The organism is Vibrio sp. ES.051 (genome assembly GCF_002563795.1).
Classification (GTDB): Bacteria; Pseudomonadota; Gammaproteobacteria; order Enterobacterales; family Vibrionaceae; genus Vibrio.
Window position 1 is genome coordinate 241,513 of the sequence record NZ_PDJL01000006.1, and the last position, 22,659, is coordinate 264,171.

A 22,659-nucleotide genomic window follows, 5' to 3' on the forward strand; every position below is an offset into this window, starting at 1 on the left:
TGAGGGTTGGAACGTCAGCTAAAACGTCAGTGCGCTTTGCCATTCACGAATCCAAGACTTACGCATTTTTGCCACTTCATCAGCACTAAAACTCAACGACTTGCTTGGAACGCTCAAGGTTTCAAAACCTTTAGGTAACTCAACGTCAGTGACTGGGTACATCCAGTTGCCCATTGGCATCGCCGATTGAAACTCATCACTTAAAATGAAATTCATAAACTGCTCAGCGAGTTCTGAATTTTTTGATCCTTTCACTTTGGCGGCTACTTCAACTTGCATGTAATGACCTTCCGCAAAATTCGCCGTCGCAAAATTCGAATCGTTTTCCGCAATCAAGTGGTACGCAGGTGATGTGGTGTAAGAAAGCACTAAATCCGACTCGCCATTTAAGAACATGGAATACGCTTCAGACCACCCTTTGGTGACCGTAACCGTTTTATTCGCCAGCTTCTGCCACGCTTGTGTCACGTCATCACCATAGATGGATTTCATCCACAGCATCAAGCCTTGCCCCGGCGTTGAAGTACGCGGATCTTGATAAATCACTTTCAAATCGTCGCGCGTTTCCACCAGCTCTTTCATGCTTTTCGGTGGATTAGTCAGTTTCTCTTTGTTGTACACAAACGCGAAGTAGCCGTAATCGTACGGGACAAATGTGTTGTCATTCCAGCCGTTTGGCAGCACCGTTTTGGTGGTATCAACACGATGCTCTGCCAGTAGTCCGGTTTTCTTCGCTTCTGCCATTAGGTTGTTATCCAAACCTAATAGAATATCAGCTTTGCTGTTGCGCCCCTCTAAGCGAAGACGGTTGAGAATGGATACGCCATCGTCCAGTGCCACAAAGTTTACGTCACAACCACATTTTGCTTCGAATGCTTGCTCGATTTTAGGACCGGGGCCCCAGTCAGCAGCAAAAGAGTCATAAGTATAGATGGTTAAGGGGTTTTCATCAGCTAAGGCTGACGCAGAAGCAATTGCCGCTAAAACAATCAAACTAGAAGTGGTTTTCACTGCTCGCTCTCCATGAGTATTTCAAAGAAATAAGTTGAGCGGCACAGGCTTGAGGTGGCTATTAAGGACTTCCAATATCCAGACTCAATTCCTACGCCAGCATTATCTGGTTCAGGTAATACGGGTCCCCGCCTGCGTAACAAGGTTAAGCATTAGGTCTCAGCGTCCACACGCATTGATACTGCCAATGCAAAATGGTTTAGCTCCCCGATGAGTTCGATGAATTGTATACCCAATTCACCTAGAAATGCTAGGTTTCGCGAGATAGCTCTGGAATCAATTACGAACGTTGATCATAACCCCAACGCGGCACTAAGCCTTGCTCAAGGCCAAGGTGATCCAGAATTCTCGCCACCATGAAGTCGACTAAATCTTCAATACGCTTGGGTTGATGATAAAAGCCTGGCGCCGCAGGCATGATGGTCACGCCCATTTGCGATAATTTGTGCATATTCTCTAAGTGCAGCGTCGAAAAGGGGGTTTCACGTACCACGAGCAGTAACTGACCGCGCTCTTTCATCACCACGTCAGCGGCGCGCTCAATCAAATTATCCGACATACCATGCGCGATCGCCGCAACACTGCCTGCTGAACATGGGCAAACCACCATTTGCTTGGGTGCCGCAGAGCCAGACGCTACCGGCGAAAACCAATCGTCTTTACCACAAACGGTGAGGTTATTTGGGTCACAATTGAGATGTTCCACCAGCGCTTGCTTTGCAGCTTCGGGGCCGCTTGGCAGCTTAAGGTTGTGTTCGGTCGCCATCACCACACGCGCCGCCGAAGAGATCAGCACGTAAACGTGGTAATCCGCCGCGACTAAACATTCGAGAAGACGGAGGCCATAAGGCGCACCAGACGCCCCCGTTAGGGCCAAAGTGATGGCTTTTTCTGCTTGCTGCTGTTTGTTTTGCATAAAATCAGACTTTTTGTTTAAGTTGCTCGAGGATCTTGCTGTGAATACCGCCAAAGCCACCATTACTCATGACTAGAATTTGGTCGCCTTTACTTGCACGCTCCACGATTTTAGACACCAGTTTATCTATATCAGCATCCACAAAAGCTGGCTGCTGGCACTGATCGGCAATGTCTTGAACGGACCATTCAATACTATCTGGCTGGAAGAGGAACACTTCGTCAGCATTGTGCAGCGAATTCGCGAGTGCATTATTGTGAACACCACGTTTCATCGTGGCAGAGCGAGGTTCTAACACAGCAAAAATACGTTGCTTGCCTACCTTGTTACGCAAACCGCCGACGGTGAGTTCAATCGCCGTCGGGTGATGGGCAAAATCATCGTAAACCGTGATGCCTTGCGCTTCACCTTTTAACTCCAAGCGGCGCTTAGTATTGATGAAGCGACCAAGAGCCTGACAAGCTAAATCCGGTGTCACACCAACGTGTCGCGCCGCAGCAATCGCCATCAGCGCATTATCAACGTTGTGATCACCAACGAGTTCCCATTCAACAGTGCCCACTTTTTTGCCTTGCAGAGCAACGTCGAATTTTGAACCATCGGCCACCAACTTGTCCGTTTGCCAGTCACCGCCAACACCCGAAAACTGCTCTTCTGTCCAACAGCCACGTTCAAGTACATCCGTCAACGCCGGATCTTGCTTCGGCGCCAAAATCAAACCATTGCCCGGCACGGTTCGTACCAAATGGTGAAACTGGCGCTTAATCGCTTCAAGATCATCGAAGATGTCAGCATGATCGAACTCAAGGTTATTCATGATCAAAGTGCGAGGGTGGTAATGCACAAACTTAGAACGCTTATCGAAAAAAGCACTGTCATATTCGTCCGCTTCAACAACAAAAAACATGCTTTCACCCAAACGCGCAGAGACACCAAAGTTGCCCAGTACCCCACCGACTAGGAAACCAGGTTGATAACCACAATCTTCCAGTATCCACGCTAGCATGCTCGACGTAGTGGTTTTACCGTGTGTCCCCGATACCGCTAACACCCAACGGTCGTGCAGCAAAAACTCGTTCAGCCACTGCGGACCAGAGGTATAGCGCATGTTGGTATTGAGTACATGTTCGACACACGGATTACCACGACTCATCGCATTGCCGATCACCACAAGGTCTGGTTGAGGGTCAAGCTGAGATGGGTCGAAGCCTTCAATTATTTCAATACCTTGAGACTCTAGCAGTGTACTCATCGGTGGGTAAACGTTGGCATCAGAGCCTGTGACTTTATGCCCTAGCTGACGCGCTAAAATTGCAGCGCCGCCCATAAACGTGCCACAGATACCCAAGATATGAATGTGCATAAACGAAACCTTGTAATGCGTTCTTTAATGCCTTCATTATCGCGATCATGACCAGAAAAGCGAGTGACTTTAGCCTTCTTCTTGCCGTCCCTTTCACAAATATGACAAGGTTGAACACAGAGTGTACAACCTCTTACTTAATGATGAGCCCACCACCTAAGTAGACAAATAAATTGAGATCTCAAACAGTTACTTCATTACCATTAAAAAGATCTGCGACTTAAACTTACATCTGGCGCAATCGTTTAACATCCAGTAAGAGATGCCCCTTTGCGCACTACCCCCAATGAAATGAAAATGTAAGGATTAACCATGTCAGGACTGCGCACCCTAGGCGAGTTCATTGTCGAAAAACAAGCGGATTTCCCCCACGCTAGCGGTGATCTCTCATCCCTTTTAGCCTCCATTCGTTTAGCTGCCAAAATCGTTAACCGCGAAATTAACGCAGCCGGTCTTGGTGATATCACCGGGGCTGTCGGAACAGAAAATGTCCAAGGTGAAGATCAGCAAAAACTCGACGTTTATGCGAACGATAAATTTAAAGCCGCGCTTGAAGCTCGTGACCAAGTGTGTGGCGTTGCCAGTGAAGAAGAAGACGAAGCAGTTGCCTTCAATAAAGCGCTCAACCAAAACGCAAAATACGTCGTATTAATGGACCCACTTGATGGTTCTTCTAACATCGATGTGAACGTCTCTGTTGGTACTATCTTTTCGATCTATCGTCGTGTCTCTCCGATTGGCACACCAGCCACCGAAGAAGACTTCCTACAACCTGGGCATAAACAAGTGGCGGCAGGTTATGTGATTTACGGATCCTCAACCATGCTGGTTTACACCACAGGTAACGGTGTGAATGGCTTCACTTACGATCCTTCCATTGGCAGCTTCTGCTTGTCGCATGAAAACATGATGATTCCAGAAGAAGGTAAGATTTATTCGATCAATGAAGGCAATTACATTCGCTTCCCACTCGGTGTGAAGAAATACATCAAACACTGCCAAGAGAGTGTGCCAGAAGACGGTCGCCCCTATACCTCGCGCTACATTGGTTCATTGGTTGCAGACTTCCACCGTAATCTACTAAAAGGCGGCATCTACCTTTACCCAAGCACACAAAGCCATCCGCAAGGTAAACTTCGTCTGCTTTATGAATGCAATCCAATGGCATTCCTAATCGAGCAAGCGGGCGGTATTGCATCAGACGGTGTGAATCGCATTATGGATATCAAACCAACAGAACTGCACCAGCGTGTGCCTTTCTTTGTCGGTTCGAAAAACATGGTTCGTAAAGTCGAAGAGTTCCTTGAGCTGCATCGCGACGAAGAATAGTGTCCAACGCGGCGGGTATTTACCTGCTGCGTTTTTGTCGCTAGAGTGAAATGCGAATCTATCATCAGATGAGGCCATTCTTTTGTGCACTCATCCTCAATGAAAAGGAATATTCAAATGAGCCTAAACCATGTGCCAGCAGGTAAATCGCTACCTGACGATATCTACGTCGTTATCGAAATTCCTGCAAATGCCGATCCAATCAAATACGAAGTAGATAAAGACTCCGGTGCGGTATTTGTCGACCGTTTCATGTCGGCACCTATGTTTTACCCATGTAATTATGGCTATGTGAACCACACACTCTCTCTCGACGGTGATCCAGTCGACGTACTTGTTCCTACTCCATACCCACTCATGCCAGGTTCAGTGATTCGCTGCCGTCCGGTTGGCGTATTAAAAATGACGGATGAGTCCGGTGAAGACGCGAAAGTGGTTGCGGTTCCTCACTCAAAAATCTCGAAAGAGTACGAGCACATCCAAGATGTAAGCGATATCCCTGAGTTACTCAAAGCGCAAATCACGCACTTCTTTGAACGTTATAAAGAGTTAGAATCCGGTAAGTGGGTGAAAGTGGATGGCTGGGCAGATGTTGCCGCCGCTAAAGCTGAGATCTTAGAATCTTACGAGCGCGCTCAACGTAAATAAGCGTCGCTGCTGATACAACATTAAAAAGAGCGGCTTTAGGGCCGCTCTTTTGTTTTTCATCTTATGTAAATCAACTAGATAGCCCCGCCTGCAGAGGACATCCGTCCAGCGTCATAGTCATGCTGAAAGAAAGGGTCTACGTCATCACAAATACCAAAGTATGGACGCCCGATGACACCGAGCATATACGCACTTTGCTCGCAATACTCTTGCTTCCCTTGCTGGTAACCCGTTTGATACGCCATGATCAATTCAGGTGTGGCATGGTTTGCATTACCATCAAGTGCGGCAATACGCTCGCCAGATAACGCTCGAAGTCCATCTAAAGCGGACTGCTTACCAAACGCTTGCCAATCGACAACACTGCTCGATGTCGGTAGGGTTGTTTGCGCACAGGCAACAAGAAGCAACGCCATTGCGCCAATTACGAATGCCCTCATCGTAACTCCTTAGTGATCAGCTCGTCGCTATTGATAATGTCAGTATAGCTCACACCTTTTGACACCAATCTCCAGAGGCGATTTCTTCGGTCATTTGCTTGGTACCTTGATACAAATAGAGCCAAGCTTGGCCAAACGGGGTCATGATACTCTCACGACGATACTCTACTGGCACATCTTCCAACTTATCTAGCTCAGCCAAGGTTTCATCATCAATTAGATACACCTCACCTTGAATCGAGCGTTGCCCAACAGACAATGCCGGATAAGGGCCTAAATCATATAATGCGAACTGAGCATCCGTTTCATGTTGACCAAGAAACTGAGCCGAGCTCAGAAAGTGGTGATTACACTCCCCTTGACGTAATGTTCCATATACAAAAACTAAATGCTGCATAACTACTCCTTAGTTATGGCCTTTTATGTGCTTTAATCAAACTCGAATTGATAGAGTAGGTCAACGGCACTATCAACACCAGAAACGGCCTCTAAATAAAGATCTTGCATCAGTCGATAACGCACCGTGAACTCACCCAACGAGTTAAAAATACCGACGCCATATCTCACTTGTAAGCCCGGCAGTATGTAACCGCTCACGGTGACTTGAGAATCATCACCTGAGCCTGCCGTGTCCAGTTGCAAGTCTTGAACGCCAAAGGCTGCGCCGATTTCTCCAACCACACGGCCACTCTTCGCCAAGCTTAAGCCGATTAATGTGGTGGTCATGGCATTGCCACCCGCTTCACCATCAATGTCTTGACCGCGTAATAAGTAAGATAGTGCATTCGCTTGAGGCATCGCTGGCTCGGAAAAAATCTGCACACTTGGTTCAGATGCCGGACCGGTGACACGCACCCCTGCAATCACGTCATCTTGGGTATTGTCAGGGTTTCGAATCGCCTTGATAGAAACATAAGGCTGATCCGCAGGACCATTCATCAAGATCTTCCCCTCTTCGATCAACAAGTCCTGACCAAATGAGCGATAAGAACCATCAACGATATTTACCTCACCAACGATAAACGGTCCTTTGTCTTTCTGGGTCACATTAAGGTTACCCTTCAAGCCGCCTCTCAGACCAAAAGCCACCAGCTTAAAATCATCACCAATTTTGATATTGATGTCGGTTTCTACGTCAAGTGGCATCGGTGCGACATCATCCACTGGTTGTAAATTCTTATCCAAAATCACCGTATCGCTTGAGACGCCAACCGCACTTGGTGGTAGCTCTTCAACCACAATTCGTCCCCAAGGCAGATTAATATTCCCTTCGACCCTAGCAAGCTGCGGTGTGACATCAATGGTCATGTCTGGTTCAACTTTGACTTGGATCATTGGGGGTATATCGACCTTAAGCTCTTGCGCAAACACGCGTGCTTTGGTGTGCCAGTTTTGTAAATCCTGCCAATCTGCCTCACCCGTGATTTCCAATTTGCCATCTGGCGTCATGATCCCGGCATCGAGGTCGGCTTGGTGACCGTTAAAGTTGATCGTGACCTGACCGGAGTTAATGTCGATTGGCGTCACTTCCCCTTGCAATTTCATTTGGTCAATCAAGAATTGACCATTCACCTTTGGATGCAAGACATCGCCAGAGATCGTCAGATCCGTATTCATGTTGGCTTTGAACAGGCTGTATTCACCAATTAATGGCGCTAAGAAATCCAGATGGAACGTCGACAGTGACACCTTACCGTCGATCACTGGCTGTTCAGACGTCACATCAATTAACGAAACCTGACCAGATAAGTCACCGTTATCTTCGACATCCAGTCGCCAGTCTGCATCCAACTTGTCTTGCGCCAACACGGCGTTGACACTAAAGCTTTCCCAACCCACTTTAATCGGTTGTTCTAATGCTTGCTCAACCTGACCTTTTGCCATATCGATATTTATCGTGACTTCAGGCTTCTTCTCAGGCGCCCATTTAGCGCTAGCTTGCGCATTGGCAGTCCCTTGCAGATTGGTTTCTGGTGGTAAAAATAGCTTAATTTGCTCAAAGTCAAAGTTATTGACCGCGAGTTTCGCCTCACCGCTTTGTCCCACACTAATATCTTCAGTCAAACACACTCTAGCATTCGCTTGTAACCAACAATGCGCTTGGATATCGGCAATTTGCTTCTCAATGTTGACTTTAACCGCCGTCGATTTCTGTAATGTCCATGGGCCTTGCGGTGTGCTCATTGCCAGACGACGCAACGCACCATCCCAGATCATTTGCGGCTTGTGTTGAAACGTCCCTTCAATTTCTAAACTGGTTGAAACTATGTCCGACACAACATCCAAGGTCAGTTGATGCAGTTCTTCATCGCCTGACACTTCAAGATCGGCGCGATCCACTTTGATATCAGCGTAGGTAATGTTGTTCGCAATCAGACTTAAGTTCGCTTTCGGTGCTGGCAGAGGCGTCACATCCCCCTTCAAGATTATGTTTTCGACGTTCGTTTGCTGTTGCCAGTTCATTTGGTTTAGCGCTAGGTCTAATTTGATGTCTGGCTCTTTCAAGCTACCACGCAGCGCCACGTTACCTTTCATTCTACCCGCCAGCTCAGGCACACTTTTCGAAAAGTCAGGGAAGTTAACCTCAACATCCATCAAGATCTGTTTCTCTATCTTACCTTTCGCTCTCAGTTGATTTGGGCCATGAGACAAAGCCAGACCTTGTGTGGTGAACTGAATGTCATCACCTTTACCGTTTATATCCGATGCATCAAGCTGACCTTCAATATTGAGCGGATAACCGCGCAAGATGCCATCGATATCTAACTTAGGTAAACTGACTTGCCAACCGCCTTGTTCTGTTAAAGAACCTGAAGTCGAGAGGCTACCACTGATATCGCCTTCCGCTTCTTTCCATTGAAGCCCTGGTTGAATATGTTGCAAATTAAGGTCAGCTTGCCAGTTTATTGGCGCCGCCCAATTCGCCATCACGTGACCGGACACCTCACCACCAAGCGTTTTCACGACAATACTTTCCAGATCGATTTGCTCTAAGCTCCCTTTACCGTTCAACGCAACATCCACGGCAGGAATATCTTTACCTGAAGCTTGGGTTTCTAGTGCCACGGTGTATCCGTCTAGGGAGCCTTTTGCAGATAAACTTGGTACCGATACCTGATAATCACTTTGACCGATTAACGGCCATTGCGCTTGTACATTTTTGATTGCAACATCAAAGGGTAACTGCGCTTTCAGGGGCTGAAGTTCACCTTTGATCTCCGCTTCGACTAGTTCAGATAAAGTCGCAGAGAGAGAGAGCTCTCCCACCGAACCAGCAGCTGACAGCGACAGCTTTTGCCCTTTCGCATCCGCTTGCTTCACCAGCGCATCAAGCTGCGCCTTGAGAGGATAGTCGGCAGAAAGCGTTACTTGTGTGCTTAACTTACCTTCCACTTCATGCATATCGAGCTCTAATGTTTTCACATCAACACGGTCGCCCCCCGCTTTCGCTACAACACCAAGGTGGTGAACGAGCACCGGCTTCTCACCTGCAAGCTTAAAGTTATGAATATCGAGGCGTCTCGCTTCCACGGTGAGTGGAATCCATACCTCAGGTAACACAATATCTTGCGGCGGAGCATTGGCTTCTTTCGGCTCGTCGGTGGCCGCTTCAGGTTCAGCTTCACTCGGAGCCAATGCGACATTGATATCTCTTAATGCCGTCGGCGCAATCACCACACGGTCGCCTTGCATAGAAAGCCCGGTAGAGAAATCTTGCCAATCAATTTGGTTGCCCAAAATGTTTAAGTTTATGTCATCGAAACTGACTTTATTAACAAAAATAGGGACTGGTGTACTGACTGTACGTAATGGCGGAGTCTCCTCTGGCTCTTCGCCTGCCGGAGGGAGCTCTGGCATCTGAAAGTTAACACCTTGCAGGGCTAGCTCATCGACACAGACTTTAGGATCAAAGAAACAACGGAAGTTAACCGCTAACGCTAAACGATCGACTTTTGCGTCGACGTTCAAAGATTCGTCGACAAAACTGACGTTCTGTAGCTCAAAACGAGGAAATAATGAGCCCTGAACTTTCTCTATCTGTAGTTGCGGTAAAGCCTTTTCTGCTCCCCACAACGCGAGCTTAAGACCAGGGTGAGTAAATAGCACTGTCGCAACAAAAATGATGAGCAACAGCAATAGACCAATCAAACTTAGCGACAGCCATTTGGTCCACTTAAACATCATTTTAATCATAACTCAGGTCCCAGTGAGAAGTGGATGCGGAACTCTCTTTCTGGTTCTTCATCCAGTCCCCACGCAAAATCAAAGCTAACCGGTCCAACCGGAGACGCCCAACGAATGCCAACCCCGGCCCCCGCTTTCCATTCAGGTGTTTGATTAAATGCATCACCAATGTCATAGAAGGTCGCGGCCCACCAGTTACCATGCACGCGATATTGGTATTCCAACGTGCTGCTGACGATGTATTTACCCCCCGTCAATGCACCACTCTCATCAACAGGTGAGATAGATTCATAACCGTAACCACGAATATTGCTATCACCACCCGCAAAGAAACGTAATGACGGAGAGAGTTTTTCAAACTCGTCAGTGATGTTCGCCCCACCTTCCACGCGGAATAAACCACGATGATTTTCGCCAATCCCGCGGATCCATGACGACTGCCCTAACAGGCGCAATACTCGCGTCTCTGATAACAAAGCAGGATCACCATACTCGATCGTCACGCTTTGCTTGTCTCCCCACATAGGCATACTACCTCCACGAACACGAGTACGTGAAAATGTCGCCCCAGGAAGAAAGAAATTCACGCCATCGTCTTGTAGACCCTGTGAGTAATTCTCATATAAATGACGTAAATAAACGGTTTTGTGCCAGCCAACATCCGTCAACCAATGTCGCTCAACCGCTAAGTTCGACTCCAAACTCTCGGTATCTCGGTTATCTAGATGCTTCAAACCAAATTGCAGTTGGTAATATTCACGTAAGGCATCATCAAGTGGAATTTTGTAGCCTGCCGTAATGGTTTGCTCTGGTTTAGACAACGACAACGCGGTATTAAAGCTATGACCGCGAGAACTGATCCACGGTTTTTTCCACTTTAAAGTGCCACGTACACCAGTATCGGTTGAGTAACCAATACCCGTTTCTATCTGATTTTTCGGCGCAGGTGCCAAAGAGATTTTAATTGGTAACTCACGGCCTTCATCTAGCTTACTTAGGTCAGGCTCAACAAATACAGAAGAGAACCAATCGGTATTGGAAAGGTTTTGGTTGTACTCGCCGACGCCAGAAACGAGGTAAGGCTCCCCAGTTTCAAAGGGACGCATCGACTCAACACGATCTTCCCAAATCTGACTTCCCGTTATATTGATAGGCCCAAAGTGGTAGCGGATACCACTGTCATAGTGCAAGCGCACGTTAGCCTCATAAAGATCAGGGATCACTTCAAGTTTGGTGAGTTTGTAATCCCCATTGAAATACCCACGTTGCAACGCCAGATTGCGAATACCTGATTTGAGGCTATCGTACTCGCCTTGATTGAGTACTTCGCCAACTTTTAGCGGAGAACGTTCAATAAGATTGGCAAACTCTTTATCGTCTTTTGCCTCACCCGTGATCACCACATCCATGACGGTCACTTTGACAGGTAAACCGGGGTTGATGTTAACGATCAGCTCATCATTCCCTTCGGGCATAGCGTATGAAATTTTTGCATGATAATACCCGAGCGCATTCAACGCTTCAGTGATACTTTGATCCAATCGCGCTTGGAAGCGCAGAGAGGTGGCGTAATCCTTCTCTGGAATCGACGATAAGTAAGCACTAACATTCTCTTCCAATGCGCCATCGATGCCTTTTAAGGTCAAAGAAACATCGGCGTAGGCACCATGGGAAAAGACAAGCAGGCCAACAATAGTGGAGAGAGCTTTTTTTATCATGCTTTCTTATCAAGCTTTTTAGCTGAATGAGGTTAAATAAACGTAAACAATAATAACGCCAATTAAAGGCTAAGTCTGTAGTATTAATAGCCTTACCACGCTCTACGTATCACAACATAAGATACAGACGAAGTGAAAAAAGCTCGCAAACTTAAGACACGTATTAAAGGACAGATACCATGCTTAACAAACAGATATTGATCAGTATAGAAGACGCACTGCCCGGTAGAGAACAACCAATACAGATTGACGACCATCATTTTGTCAATCAATCCAGTTTAACGGCGCCATTACAGCCTCATCAGCAACAAATTTTGCTTGGCATGGGCTGTTTTTGGGGAGCAGAACGCGTATTTTGGCAACAAGATGGCGTGATCTCAACTTCTGTTGGCTATGCCGGTGGCCACACGCCAAACCCAACGTATGAAGAAGTGTGTACTGGCAAAACTGGCCATACCGAAGTGGTGCGAGTTGTCTTTGATGAACGCGTCATTTCACTCAAAAAACTACTGACTGTCTTTTGGGAGAGACACGACCCAACTCAAGGGATGCGTCAAGGTAACGATTTAGGCACACAGTACCGTTCTGCCATCTATACCTATTCTGCAGAGCAACAAGACATCGCAGAGCAGTCAAAGCTTCAGTATCAGCAAGCGTTACAAAAAGAGCAACGTTCAAACATAACCACAGAGGTACAACCCGCAGGGCCATACTACTTTGCCGAAACATACCACCAGCAATACCTTGCCAAGAACCCTAATGGCTATTGTGGTATCGGGGGGACAGGGGTGTGCTTCCCACCTAACTTGCCAAGTTAGCCATGCCTAACTGAAACGAAAAAGAGCGACCTGAGAGGTCGCTCTTTTTATAAAATCGAAAGCTAAATGCAAAATTGAGTGAAAGATTAAACTGGCAATGCGGCAATCACTTGGTTAACTTCTTTAAAAATACTAAGCCTTTTATGATCGTTGACATCAGGCAGCAAAACTTTGCCATTATCAAACTGAAAGCACCCCACCCCAGCGATAAAAAATTGCCCTTTAAATAATCTTTTCACGAATCGCGCCACTTGCTGTGGTCGGTATATAGCAAACTCACGTAGCATAATTCACCTCAACTCCCTTTGAGAAAACACTGATTGCTTTATCCTGCAATCTTCATACGCACAATCTTTATACGCAATTTACGACGACGATATTTTAGCAAATTCTACACATAACGCAATGTTACATCACTGCGTACGTTAAATAAATGTTACCTGTAGTTCTACAAATTTCTCATCTCTGGATATATACTGAAAAACTTCTACCCCATACGGAATATAACAATATGAAAACTAGGACTCTCCTCTCTCTGCTGCTGGGACTAATGCCAAGCCTTGCGTTTGCTCATAACCTATCCATTGGTGAAACGGTGCCACCAGTGAAAGTGGGCGCTTATGGCGAAATTGTTTTACAAGGCGAAGGCGTCGCGTATCAACCGTGGGCGACTCAACATATGCAAGGTAAAATTCATGTGATTCAGGCGATTGCTGGGCGCAGTAGCGCAAAAGAAATGAACGCCCCTTTAATGTCTGCCATTACCACAGCTCAGTTCCCAGAAGAGAATTACCAAACGACCACGATCATCAACCAAGATGATGCAATTTGGGGAACAGGCTCGTTCGTAAAGTCTTCGGCGCAGGACAGCAAAAAAGAGTTCCCTTGGTCATCTATGGTTCTTGATGAAAACGGTTTAGTTGCCGCTGCTTGGGCTCTTAAAGAAGAAAGCTCGGCGATTATCGTTCAAGACAAGCAAGGCAAAGTACTGTTTGTTAAAGAAGGCGCGCTTGAGCAAGAGGACATTACAAAAGTGCTCGAACTTATCAAGCAGAACATCTAACCCGTGCGTTTGGCTTCTTACCTGATTGGCGGTAAAGTAAGAAGTCATCTCACCGACAGACTGTAAGATGAGATCTGGTCATATCGACGGTATTGACCTCAATGTTCCTGCAAACGAACAAAAGAGTGAACTTTTACTAATAATGGATGTTATATTATAACAATTGGTAAGGTTTCAGGCTCTAAGATGCATCATTCCCAACAAAAGACACTAAAACACTGGCATCGCACTGTTTTGTTTTTCAGTGTCGCATTGCTGATCGCTTGGAATTTTGCGGCCATCCTTCATCAGATTGATATTACTCCCGAACACCACACCCACCATCATTGCCAACTGTTTTCTGGTGTTCAGCACGGCCTAGTCAAAGCTCAGTCGGTCATCACGCCACTCACTTATACTCGCGTCCGATACCATGATACGGCCGAAGGCTGCCTTTATATTGAAGCCGTGCCTTGCTCCGCCCGCGCACCACCTTCTTTTGCTTAATCGTCAAACTCCCCCACACTCAACATAATGTTTGTTATTTCGGCCCCCTTGCGTGCCGACCAATGACGTCATTGTTACGTTTTAACCTAAGCCCATATCGTTCAGGTTAATGTAAGCAAAATTAGGAAAATACCACTATGCCATCTACTACACACTTTTTAGCTTTTGTTATCGGCTTATCTTTATCTACGGCGGCGAATACAGAAGAGTACCGTCAACATGGCGCCCACGTTCACAGCCACGTCGAGTTTAATATCGCCCAAGACGGTAAAGATTTATTAGTAGAAATTACCGCGCCCGGAGCCGACGTTGTGGGTTTCGAGCATGCACCTAAAAATGCGCAGCAAGAGCAAGCACTGAAACAGGCCATAACCACATTGGAAGACAGCCACACGTTGTTGACCCTCAACGAACAGGCGAGTTGTGATATTGAAGAAGTCCATGTCGCGCATAATCTTGGTGGTGCACATGAAGGGCATGATCATAGCGAGCACGACCATGATGACCATGCAAATCACGATCATGAAGGGCACGAACATCATGATGAACATGACGGTCACGATGCTCACCATGAGGAGCATGAAAATGGCGGACATGGTGAGTTTTCGGTGCAATATCGCTTCAGCTGTGACCAAGTTAACCAACTCAGTCACATTCAAACCGACTGGTTCAATCAATTTCCAACGACTGAGTCAATCAACGTCAATATGTTCACGGACACCACGCAGTCAACAACTCATTTGAGCAAAGATAACTCTCAAATCGTAATCAAGTAACATCATTAGCGTGTGAGTACCTACTTACACGCTAATGTTTTGGTGATTTAATATGACTAGAACCACGTCAAACGTTGTTGAACTGAATGATGCCCAGTTTACCTGGCCCGGCTCAACACACGCGACCATCCACATCCCACAGTTACACATTGCGCAAGGTGAGCATGTTTTTATCAAAGGTCCCAGTGGTTGTGGTAAATCCACCCTGCTCGCCCTACTTACTGGTATCAACACCTTAACGTCTGGCTCTCTCTCTGTTTTAGAGACAGATCTCGCCCGCCTAGGTGCAAGCGAGAGGGATAAATTTCGAGCCGATCACATTGGCTATCTCTTCCAACAATTCAATTTATTGCCTTACCTAAACGTTGTTGAAAACGTAGTCCTGCCTTGTCAATTTAGCCAAATAAAACACAATCGCGTTACTTCAAAAACGTCATCTAAGACGTTAGAAGAGCAGGCTCAAGCGTTGTTAGATCGGCTCCATTTGCCGATCGGACTTCATACTCGCCCTGTATCAGAGCTGAGTATTGGTCAGCAACAACGTGTTGCCGCAGCGCGAGCGCTGATTGGGCATCCGGAGTTAGTAATCGCTGACGAACCAACATCAGCTCTAGATCACGATAACCGCAAGGCCTTCCTCGAACTACTCATGGAACAAACAAACCAAGCTAACGCGACACTGGTGTTTGTCAGCCACGATCCAACACTCGAACCTATGTTTGACCGTACTCTCAACCTGCCAGACATTAATCAAGCGACCAACCTAGGAGCCGCATCATGAGCGCTGTTATAAAGCTCGCTTGGAAGAGCTTGATGAACCGTAAAGCCACTGCCATTTTAACCATCATGACGGTGGCAATTTCGGTGGTACTTCTATTAGGTGTCGAGCGTATTCGTACTCAGGCAAAAGATAGCTTCGCCAATACCATTTCCGGCACCGACCTCATCATTGGCGGGCGCTCTGGGCAGGTGAACTTGCTGCTTTACTCTGTGTTTCGGATTGGTAACGCCACCAACAACATTGACTGGAAGAGCTACCAAGAGTTTGCCAATCATCGAGCAGTAGATTGGGCAATTCCAATCTCACTTGGCGACTCGCACAAAGGCTTTCGAGTCATGGGAACCAACCACAGCTATTTTGAACACTATAAATTCGGAAGTAAGCAATCACTCACCTTCAGTGAAGGCCGAGAATTCAATGGGTTATTTGAAACCGTACTCGGCTCTGATGTCGCAAAGCAGCTGGGGTATCACATTGGTAGTGAAATCATCATTGCTCACGGCATCAGTGATGTTGGTTTTAGCCGTCACGATAATTTACCCTTCAACGTGGTTGGCATTTTGGCTCCCACAGGTACGCCAGTCGACAAAACGGTGCATATATCACTAGAAGCCATCGAAGCCATTCACGCCGGATGGGAAAGCGGTGCACGTTTAGGCCCAACCCCCAAGGCACAAGATCTCAAAAACAGAGACTTTCAGCCCAAGCAGATCACCGCCATGCTGGTTGGTTTGAAATCACGCATCCAAACGTTTGCTCTGCAAAGGCAAATCAATACTTACCCAAAAGAGCCACTGAGTGCGGTTATGCCGGGCGTGGCGTTACATGAACTGTGGGGCATGATGTCGGTCGCCGAACAAACGTTGATGGCGGTGTCGGGCTTTGTCGTGATCGCAGGGTTGCTAGGCATGCTAAGTAGCTTATTAACCAGCTTACAGGAGCGCCGCCGTGAAATGGCGATTTTGCGCGCCATGGGGGCAAGACCTCGTCATGTGTTCTCATTATTAATTAGTGAAGCCAGCTTGCTGACTGCGGCTGGAATTGTCACAGGCGTAGTCAGTTTGTATGCCATTGTCGCTATCGTGCAACCCATTATTCAACAACACTACGGGATAACTCTCACTTTAAGCGTCTTATCGCCCTATGAATGGATACTATTAGCTTGCGTACAATGCGCTGGTATTGTGATTGGTTTCATCCCAGCTTTTCGCGCCTACCGACAGTCACTCTGTGACGGAATGACAATAAGGATTTAACAAGATGTGGAGAAAAATACTCGTTAGCGGCTTGCTCATCCTCGCATTTATTGCGCCTGTGGCAGCGAACGCCGCACCATTAAAACTCGATTGGATAGATCTTATCCCAGAAGCTGAACGCAAACTGTTCGACAGTGTCGGCATGCCAGACTCAAATCACAGTGGCGGTGCGGCCCAACAATCTAAGATCGGCAATGTTCGACCAGAGCTGAATGGTAGCCTAGTCAAAATCCCTGGCTTTGTGATCCCGCTTGAAGGCGACGCCAACACCGTGACTGAGTTCTTATTGGTGCCCTACTTTGGGGCGTGTATCCATGTTCCGCCACCACCGCCGAACCAGATCATTTATGTGAAATTCCCGAAAGGCGCACCAATTCAGGAATTGTGGGATGTCATTTATGTAGTTGGGAAACTCAAAACAGAGACGCTGAGCCATGAGTTAGCAGAAACAGCTTACATTATTGAGGGTTCGAAACTAGAAGCCTACGACGATATGTAGTGTCAGTCGTTGATTCAGTACATCGAAGGCGTCGTATCGGCGCCTTTGGTCATTTGGTGTCACACAATGTAGCGTGATAAGTACACCAATACGCCCACATAAAGAACCAAAAGAAACGCTATCGACAGGTGCTTTTTCAGTTTGCTTGCTTCCGAGAACTTCATCGCTCCTCCAAAATAGTGATAACAATTTTAACAACTTGTTATCATTTTGAACAGCCCTATTCGTTCAAAACTGAGAACTCCTATCTGGTCGCTTCTTCAGATAAGGTGTAAATTGACACTAGCGAACATCGTCGCTCTTGGTAGGATGGTAGGAAAATTAATGGCAGAACCGACAAAGCAACCTGTTGTCATCGAACACCAGTCAAGCTCAGAAAAAAGCAGTCATCACGACAAGAAAAAAGGTTACATCAGAGACAGTGCTAGCCGGATTGAAAGTATTGCGCAAATCCATGGCCTCGATGCTTTGTTGCAAGTCGACCCCCCCGCCAAGCCCGCGCTTGAACGAGCGCAACTGCGCGAGAAAAGACGCCAAGAGCAAAGACAGAAAAATCTAGAGCACATTTTAAAACTGGCGCATGGCTCATGCCGAGATGAAATGGCCGGTGAGCCAGACCAAGACTGGTTGTATCGATTTTTTGAGATGGCTCAAGACATCCACAACAGTTCAATGCAAAAGCTGTGGGCTCAAGTGATGAAACGCGAAGTCACTAATCCGGGGTCGACGTCAATGAAAGCATTAAAGATCCTCAAAGACATGTCCCCCAAAGAAGCACAAACGCTACAAAGAGCCGCTGCGCTCGCATGCAGTTTTGGTGGTGATAACAGTAAAAAGTTACTGCTTGGTTATAAAGCACATGGTGGCATGTTTAGTTTTGGCAAACGCGATACTGCCAGTAGTTTAAACATGGGAAGCTTTCAACTGCCCTATTCGAGTTTGTTGGTCTTAATTGAAATCGGGCTACTGCATAGAACCGAGCTGGAATCTGGACAAATTAGTACCGAGACACCATTAGTCCTCACTTACCAAGGGAAGAATTTGTCACTGCACGTCAACAGCAAAGGGGTTCGCTTGTTATATTATCGTTTCACCCCGACGGGAAATGAACTTTGTACCTTGCTCGGCAATAAACCCAATTCTGAGTACTACGAGCAGATGATCGCGCTGTTAAATCAAAAATTTAGTGTTCATAGTGACGCGAACAACGCGGTCCACCATACCGTGTAAGCTCAACTGAGAAGCTTTGGGCCATGAATGTTCCGAATGCTTCTCAAGTAAAGCCATGACTTTTTGACCACCAATGATCCAAATGCAGAGTTATCGGATCACGCCACGCGACTGAAGTGCTGCTAAGCACAAATCCACCAGCTCATCGACGCTCTTTTCACCCGCTGGTAAGTCAATTTCCGGACTTTCAGGCGCTTGATATTCTGAGTCGATACCAGTGAAATTAAGGATTTCCCCCGCGCGTGCTTTTCGATACAAGCCTTTTGGATCGCGCCCTTCGCACACAGCCAAGGAAGCATTGACGAACACCTCGATAAACTCACCGTCTGGCAACAGATCGCGCACTAACTGGCGCTCAGCTCGGTGTGGTGAAATAAACGCCGACAACACAATGAGACCCGCATCCGCCATCAATTTAGCCAGCTCACCAATACGACGAATGTTCTCGCGACGATCTTGCAGTGAAAACCCCAAGTCACTACATAAACCATGTCGCACATTGTCACCATCCAATAAGTACGTATGGAACCCCTGGGCAGCGAGGCGATTTTCCAGCGCCCCTGCTACGGTTGATTTACCCGCGCCAGATAAGCCGGTAAACCACAATACAGCAGGCTTTTGCTGCTTTAATTCAGCCCGACACTGTTTATCGACCGAATGCTGGTGCCAAACAATGTGTTCATCTTTTACCGTCGTCTCGGCAGTCATAACGTATCCTTGTAAATATCGGAATTAAAACGGGAAGAAGACCGGAATCAAAGTAAGTACTAATACAGAGTACACAATCGAAATCGGCACACCGATTCTCACATAGTCGGTCAATTTGTAATTGCCTACGCTGTACACCAGCAGGTTGGTTTGATAACCGTAGGGAGAAATAAAGCTCGCACTGGCGCCAAACAAGACCGCCATGATGAATGGCATCGGATCAACGCCATAACCAACCGCCATGCTATAGCCGATAGGAAAAGAAAGCGCAGCCGCGGCATTGTTCGTCACCAGTTCAGTAAGAACTAATGTCATGATGTAAGTTGCGACCAAAGCGCCAAATACGCCCCAGCCATTGAACGCTTCAATAAATATCGCCCCCATCTTCTCGGACAACCCTGAGGAGATCATCAGTTGGGCGATGGATAAAGCGGAACCAACAATCACCACAATATCGAGGGGAAAACGGCGACGCAGTTCTGAGAATTGCACAATGCCAAACGCTATCAGCGCAATGATATACACGGCAAGACCTTTCATCATCGGCACCAGTTCCAACAATGCACCACCAATCACGGCCGCGAAACCAAATAGCACAATAAACGATTTGTGTGTATCTAGCCGCGCACTAGAATCCAACTCATGCACCAGAACAAACTCTTTACGTTGTGCTCGGCGCTCTGCTTCAAACCGCTTACCCGGCACCAAAACTAAGGTATCACCAGGTTCTAAGGTAATACTGCCTAAACCACCTTCCAAGCGTTCATGACCGCGGCGAATCGCCACCACCACGGCGTCAAACCTATCCCGAAAACGGCTCTCTTTGAGCGTTTTATAACAGAAACTGGCTGACGAACTGACCACAACTTCAATAAAGTTCTGTCCATTCAAATGCTGATGACCAAACAGCGTTAAGCCAGAGATTTCTTGCAGTGTGGCAACACTCTCAACATCACCACAAAACAGTAACCGGTCTTTCGCGTTAAGCACAAAATCTGGCCCCACGGAGGGCACGGTGACACCATCGCGCACCACTTCAGCGAGAAACAGTTTGCGTAAGGCGCGTAAATTATTCTCGCTAACCGTCCGGCCAACCAACGATGATCCCGGCTCCACACGAGATTCAAGAAAATACGGTAAGTCTTCCTGGCTGTGATCGTCGTAATTCGGTAATAAATAACTCAAGGGGATCAGGATCAACATCCCACCCGCCAGCACAGCTAAACCAATCATGGTCGGGGCAAAAAAGTTCAGGCTCGGTAGCCCTGCATCTTCCACAAAACTGTTGATGATTAAATTGGTCGATGTCCCTATCAAGGTTAACGTCCCACCCAATATCGCGGCGTAAGAGAGTGGGATCAAAAGCTTTGACGGCGCATGCTTTTGATTACGTTTAATCGCGCCAATCAACGAGACCACCACAGCGGTGTTATTAGTAAATGAGGATAATAATGCCGTCGAGACGCCGAGTTTGGCAATCACACTGCCCAGATTCCCTTCAGAAATACTGCGGCTGACCCAACTGATCAGCAATGTTTTTTCTAAAGCGCACGATGCGAGGATCAACAACACTAACGTGAGTAATGAAGAGTTGGTAAAATTCGATGCGATGGTGGCGGAGTCCATCATCCCCGCCATAAATGCGATAAAGGCTGCCCCTGCAAAGACATAACTAGGCTTAATTTTCGTGACAAGCAAACAAGTGATAATGCCAAGCAATATCGCTAATACAAATCCTTGTTCCCACATAGCCTTTCCTTACCAAATAGCCCGCAAAAGGGCGCAACAACAACTCGTTTAACGGCGATATACCGCAAAAAACGAGTAAACAGACAAAACGAACACAAGCGAAAAAAACTCAGGCCCCTCGGTCTGCTTAGACTTCACCGAAACATTCTGATATTAGGAGAATGACCTCTTTGATTTCGCAGCTCAGTTAGGCTGCGACGCCCCAAGCACGAAAGATGATCGGCTCATGCTCTCGCACTTGGGCTGACCAATTATGCTTTCAGCAGCTGACTGACGTCTTTCGCTTCCCAATGGGGGAAGTGCTTACGCACAAGCGCATTAAGCTCTAGCTCAAACGCTGAAATATCCGTCAAATCGCGCTCTACCGCCGCAAGGCTTTCTTTCACCATGCCCGCACCAACCGTCACGTTCGTCAGACGGTCGATAATGATAAAACCTCCGGTATCGGCACAATCTTGATAGTTATCTAGCGCTACAGATTCATTGAGAGACCATTCACACAAGCCGATACCATTCAATGGCAGCTCAGCCGCGCTGTGGGTCGACAGATTGTTGATATCGTATTGATGACGAATCGACTCAACATGACCCACGGTCTTTTTGCCCGCGATTTTAATGTCGTAGTCACGACCGGGCTGTAACGGTTGCTCCGTCATCCACACCACATTGGCAAGCAGATGATTTGTGGTTTCCACTTGAGCATTATCCAGCACAATCAAATCGCCACGGCTAATATCGATCTCATCGCTGAGAGTTAGGGTCACCGCTAAACCAGCACGCGCTTTTTCGAGATCGCCATCAAACGTAACAATGCGCGCCACGATTGACGTTTTCCCCGATGGCAGCGCTGTGATTGCATCACCGACTTTAATCGAGCCCGATGAAACCGTCCCCGCAAAACCGCGAAAATCAAGGTTAGGACGGTTAACGTATTGCACTGGGAAGCGGAATTCACCCGCGCCTTTTTCTTGCTCCACATCGACCGTCTCAAGAAGTTCAAGCAACGACGGGCCTTTAAACCAACTCAGGTTTTGCCCTTTGTCCACCACGTTGTCGCCTTCTAGCGCCGAAATCGGGATAATTTGAATATCAATATCCCCGGTTAGATTCTCAGAAAACTTAAGATACTCATCGCGGATCTCTTCAAAGCGCTGTTGCGAGTAATCCACTAAATCCATCTTGTTGATCGCCACAACAAAGTGTTTCAAACCCAGTAGGTTGGAAATAAAAGAGTGACGACGAGTTTGGTCAAGAATGCCTTTACGTGCATCGACTAAGATCACCGCTAAGTCACACGTCGATGCGCCTGTTGCCATGTTACGCGTGTACTGCTCGTGCCCAGGAGTATCGGCGATGATGAACTTACGTTTCTGCGTCGAGAAATAGCGATAAGCCACATCAATCGTGATCCCCTGCTCGCGCTCGGCTTGTAAGCCATCTACCAGTAACGCAAGGTCAGGCTTTTCACCCGTAGTGCCCACACGTTGGCTGTCTGAATGCACTGCCGCTAGCTGATCTTCATAAATCTGTTTTGAGTCATGGAGTAAACGACCAATTAGTGTACTTTTACCGTCATCTACCGAGCCACAAGTCAAGAATCTAAGTAACGACTTGTACTGGTGTTGTGTTAAATAGCCTTCAATACCAAGCTCGGCTAATTGAGCTTCAACTGCACTGTTCATT

21 protein-coding genes are annotated in these 22,659 nt (G+C 47.1%); 10 read left to right on the plus strand and 11 right to left on the minus strand.

The features are described from left to right. Positions 1-18 precede the first annotated feature (18 nt). The 3 genes from thiB to mpl all read right to left on the minus strand — a co-directional run bounded on the left by thiB (position 19) and on the right by mpl (position 3,290). Complete coding sequence (thiB, locus tag ATG66_RS18210; RefSeq protein WP_098416631.1) at positions 19-1,011, minus strand: thiamine ABC transporter substrate binding subunit; 993 nt, start codon at positions 1,009-1,011, stop codon at positions 19-21. A 280-nt stretch (positions 1,012-1,291) separates the two neighbouring features. Next, a complete protein-coding gene (locus ATG66_RS18215) occupies positions 1,292-1,927 on the minus strand; it encodes a flavin prenyltransferase UbiX (protein WP_098416632.1) in 636 nt (211 codons plus the stop codon). 4 nt (positions 1,928-1,931) lie between these two features. Then, positions 1,932-3,290: a UDP-N-acetylmuramate:L-alanyl-gamma-D-glutamyl-meso-diaminopimelate ligase gene (gene mpl, locus ATG66_RS18220; protein WP_098416633.1), complete on the minus strand. Its 1,359-nt coding sequence runs from the start codon at positions 3,288-3,290 to the stop codon at positions 1,932-1,934. A 312-nt stretch (positions 3,291-3,602) separates the two neighbouring features. Between mpl and fbp the strand changes: the two genes are divergently transcribed. Continuing rightward, positions 3,603-4,619, plus strand: coding sequence for a class 1 fructose-bisphosphatase (gene fbp / locus ATG66_RS18225; protein ID WP_098416634.1), 1,017 nt, complete (start codon positions 3,603-3,605; stop codon positions 4,617-4,619). A gap of 117 nt (positions 4,620-4,736) precedes the next feature. After that, positions 4,737-5,267, plus strand: coding sequence for an inorganic diphosphatase (gene ppa, locus ATG66_RS18230; RefSeq protein ID WP_098416635.1), 531 nt, complete (start codon positions 4,737-4,739; stop codon positions 5,265-5,267). A gap of 74 nt (positions 5,268-5,341) precedes the next feature. On the opposite strand, the gene ATG66_RS18235 is transcribed toward ppa, so the two are convergent. Genes ATG66_RS18235 through tamA form a run of 4 tightly spaced genes read right to left on the minus strand, consistent with a single transcriptional unit; the run spans position 5,342 to position 11,610 of the window. Next, positions 5,342-5,707, minus strand: coding sequence for a DUF2799 domain-containing protein (locus tag ATG66_RS18235; protein ID WP_098416636.1), 366 nt, complete (start codon positions 5,705-5,707; stop codon positions 5,342-5,344). A 49-nt stretch (positions 5,708-5,756) separates the two neighbouring features. Next, the gene (locus ATG66_RS18240) at positions 5,757-6,104 is read right to left on the minus strand and encodes a gamma-glutamylcyclotransferase family protein (RefSeq protein ID WP_098416637.1); all 348 of its coding nucleotides are present in this window, start codon (positions 6,102-6,104) and stop codon (positions 5,757-5,759) included. Between the two features lie 32 nt (positions 6,105-6,136). Then, positions 6,137-9,901 (minus strand): autotransporter assembly complex protein TamB, encoded by a 3,765-nt coding sequence (tamB, locus tag ATG66_RS18245; RefSeq protein WP_098416638.1) that lies wholly within the window; start codon positions 9,899-9,901, stop codon positions 6,137-6,139. Next, positions 9,898-11,610, minus strand: a complete 1,713-nt coding sequence (gene tamA / locus ATG66_RS18250) for an autotransporter assembly complex protein TamA (RefSeq protein WP_098416639.1) — start codon at positions 11,608-11,610, stop codon at positions 9,898-9,900. The genes tamB and tamA overlap by 4 nt, the downstream gene beginning before the upstream one ends. 179 nt (positions 11,611-11,789) lie before the next feature. Here tamA and msrA point away from each other — a divergent pair, with 179 nt between their 5' ends. Next, the gene (msrA, locus tag ATG66_RS18255; RefSeq protein ID WP_098416640.1) at positions 11,790-12,428 is read left to right on the plus strand and encodes a peptide-methionine (S)-S-oxide reductase MsrA; all 639 of its coding nucleotides are present in this window, start codon (positions 11,790-11,792) and stop codon (positions 12,426-12,428) included. A gap of 86 nt (positions 12,429-12,514) precedes the next feature. Here msrA and ATG66_RS18260 read toward each other — a convergent pair whose 3' ends face one another. After that, positions 12,515-12,715, minus strand: a complete 201-nt coding sequence (locus tag ATG66_RS18260; protein ID WP_098416641.1) for a DUF1107 family protein — start codon at positions 12,713-12,715, stop codon at positions 12,515-12,517. 224 nt (positions 12,716-12,939) lie between these two features. Here ATG66_RS18260 and ATG66_RS18265 point away from each other — a divergent pair, with 224 nt between their 5' ends. From ATG66_RS18265 to ATG66_RS18295, 7 genes are all read left to right on the plus strand, one after another. Further along, positions 12,940-13,491, plus strand: coding sequence for a YtfJ family protein (locus ATG66_RS18265; protein WP_098416642.1), 552 nt, complete (start codon positions 12,940-12,942; stop codon positions 13,489-13,491). A 186-nt stretch (positions 13,492-13,677) separates the two neighbouring features. After that, a complete protein-coding gene (locus ATG66_RS18270; RefSeq protein WP_098416643.1) occupies positions 13,678-13,977 on the plus strand; it encodes a DUF2607 family protein in 300 nt (99 codons plus the stop codon). 137 nt (positions 13,978-14,114) lie between these two features. Then, positions 14,115-14,753 (plus strand): zinc uptake protein ZrgA, encoded by a 639-nt coding sequence (gene zrgA, locus ATG66_RS18275; RefSeq protein WP_098416644.1) that lies wholly within the window; start codon positions 14,115-14,117, stop codon positions 14,751-14,753. 52 nt (positions 14,754-14,805) lie between these two features. Then, positions 14,806-15,534, plus strand: coding sequence for an ABC transporter ATP-binding protein (locus ATG66_RS18280; protein WP_098416645.1), 729 nt, complete (start codon positions 14,806-14,808; stop codon positions 15,532-15,534). Continuing rightward, complete coding sequence (locus ATG66_RS18285; protein ID WP_098416646.1) at positions 15,531-16,790, plus strand: ABC transporter permease; 1,260 nt, start codon at positions 15,531-15,533, stop codon at positions 16,788-16,790. Before ATG66_RS18280 ends, ATG66_RS18285 begins: the two co-directional genes overlap by 4 nt. A 4-nt stretch (positions 16,791-16,794) precedes the next feature. After that, positions 16,795-17,289 carry a DUF3299 domain-containing protein gene (locus ATG66_RS18290; RefSeq protein WP_098416647.1) on the plus strand — a complete coding sequence of 165 codons (495 nt, stop codon included), beginning with the start codon at positions 16,795-16,797 and terminating at the stop codon, positions 17,287-17,289. Between the two features lie 324 nt (positions 17,290-17,613). Continuing rightward, a complete protein-coding gene (locus ATG66_RS18295) occupies positions 17,614-18,519 on the plus strand; it encodes a TIGR03899 family protein (protein WP_098416648.1) in 906 nt (301 codons plus the stop codon). Between the two features lie 90 nt (positions 18,520-18,609). Here the strand turns inward: ATG66_RS18295 and cysC are convergent, their stop codons facing one another. From cysC to cysN, 3 genes are all read right to left on the minus strand, one after another. After that, the gene (gene cysC / locus ATG66_RS18300) at positions 18,610-19,227 is read right to left on the minus strand and encodes an adenylyl-sulfate kinase (RefSeq protein ID WP_098416649.1); all 618 of its coding nucleotides are present in this window, start codon (positions 19,225-19,227) and stop codon (positions 18,610-18,612) included. Between the two features lie 24 nt (positions 19,228-19,251). Continuing rightward, entirely contained in the window at positions 19,252-20,976 is a 1,725-nt protein-coding gene (locus ATG66_RS18305; RefSeq protein WP_098416650.1) for an SLC13 family permease, read from the minus strand. A gap of 251 nt (positions 20,977-21,227) precedes the next feature. Further along, positions 21,228-22,658 (minus strand): sulfate adenylyltransferase subunit CysN, encoded by a 1,431-nt coding sequence (cysN, locus tag ATG66_RS18310; RefSeq protein WP_098416651.1) that lies wholly within the window; start codon positions 22,656-22,658, stop codon positions 21,228-21,230. Position 22,659 lies beyond the last annotated feature (1 nt).

Coding starts and splice junctions, on each gene's coding strand:
- ATG66_RS18215 (WP_098416632.1), bottom strand. CDS start 1,927: ATGCAAAACAAACAGCAGCAAGCAGAAAAAGCCATCACTTTGGCCCTA.
- mpl (WP_098416633.1), bottom strand. CDS start 3,290: ATGCACATTCATATCTTGGGTATCTGTGGCACGTTTATGGGCGGCGCT.
- fbp (WP_098416634.1), top strand. CDS start 3,603: ATGTCAGGACTGCGCACCCTAGGCGAGTTCATTGTCGAAAAACAAGCG.
- ppa (WP_098416635.1), top strand. CDS start 4,737: ATGAGCCTAAACCATGTGCCAGCAGGTAAATCGCTACCTGACGATATC.
- ATG66_RS18235 (WP_098416636.1), bottom strand. CDS start 5,707: ATGAGGGCATTCGTAATTGGCGCAATGGCGTTGCTTCTTGTTGCCTGT.
- ATG66_RS18240 (WP_098416637.1), bottom strand. CDS start 6,104: ATGCAGCATTTAGTTTTTGTATATGGAACATTACGTCAAGGGGAGTGT.
- tamB (WP_098416638.1), bottom strand. CDS start 9,901: ATGATTAAAATGATGTTTAAGTGGACCAAATGGCTGTCGCTAAGTTTG.
- tamA (WP_098416639.1), bottom strand. CDS start 11,610: ATGATAAAAAAAGCTCTCTCCACTATTGTTGGCCTGCTTGTCTTTTCC.
- msrA (WP_098416640.1), top strand. CDS start 11,790: ATGCTTAACAAACAGATATTGATCAGTATAGAAGACGCACTGCCCGGT.
- ATG66_RS18260 (WP_098416641.1), bottom strand. CDS start 12,715: ATGCTACGTGAGTTTGCTATATACCGACCACAGCAAGTGGCGCGATTC.
- ATG66_RS18265 (WP_098416642.1), top strand. CDS start 12,940: ATGAAAACTAGGACTCTCCTCTCTCTGCTGCTGGGACTAATGCCAAGC.
- ATG66_RS18270 (WP_098416643.1), top strand. CDS start 13,678: ATGCATCATTCCCAACAAAAGACACTAAAACACTGGCATCGCACTGTT.
- zrgA (WP_098416644.1), top strand. CDS start 14,115: ATGCCATCTACTACACACTTTTTAGCTTTTGTTATCGGCTTATCTTTA.
- ATG66_RS18280 (WP_098416645.1), top strand. CDS start 14,806: ATGACTAGAACCACGTCAAACGTTGTTGAACTGAATGATGCCCAGTTT.
- ATG66_RS18285 (WP_098416646.1), top strand. CDS start 15,531: ATGAGCGCTGTTATAAAGCTCGCTTGGAAGAGCTTGATGAACCGTAAA.
- ATG66_RS18290 (WP_098416647.1), top strand. CDS start 16,795: ATGTGGAGAAAAATACTCGTTAGCGGCTTGCTCATCCTCGCATTTATT.
- ATG66_RS18295 (WP_098416648.1), top strand. CDS start 17,614: ATGGCAGAACCGACAAAGCAACCTGTTGTCATCGAACACCAGTCAAGC.
- cysC (WP_098416649.1), bottom strand. CDS start 19,227: ATGACTGCCGAGACGACGGTAAAAGATGAACACATTGTTTGGCACCAG.
- ATG66_RS18305 (WP_098416650.1), bottom strand. CDS start 20,976: ATGTGGGAACAAGGATTTGTATTAGCGATATTGCTTGGCATTATCACT.
- cysN (WP_098416651.1), bottom strand. CDS start 22,658: ATGAACAGTGCAGTTGAAGCTCAATTAGCCGAGCTTGGTATTGAAGGC.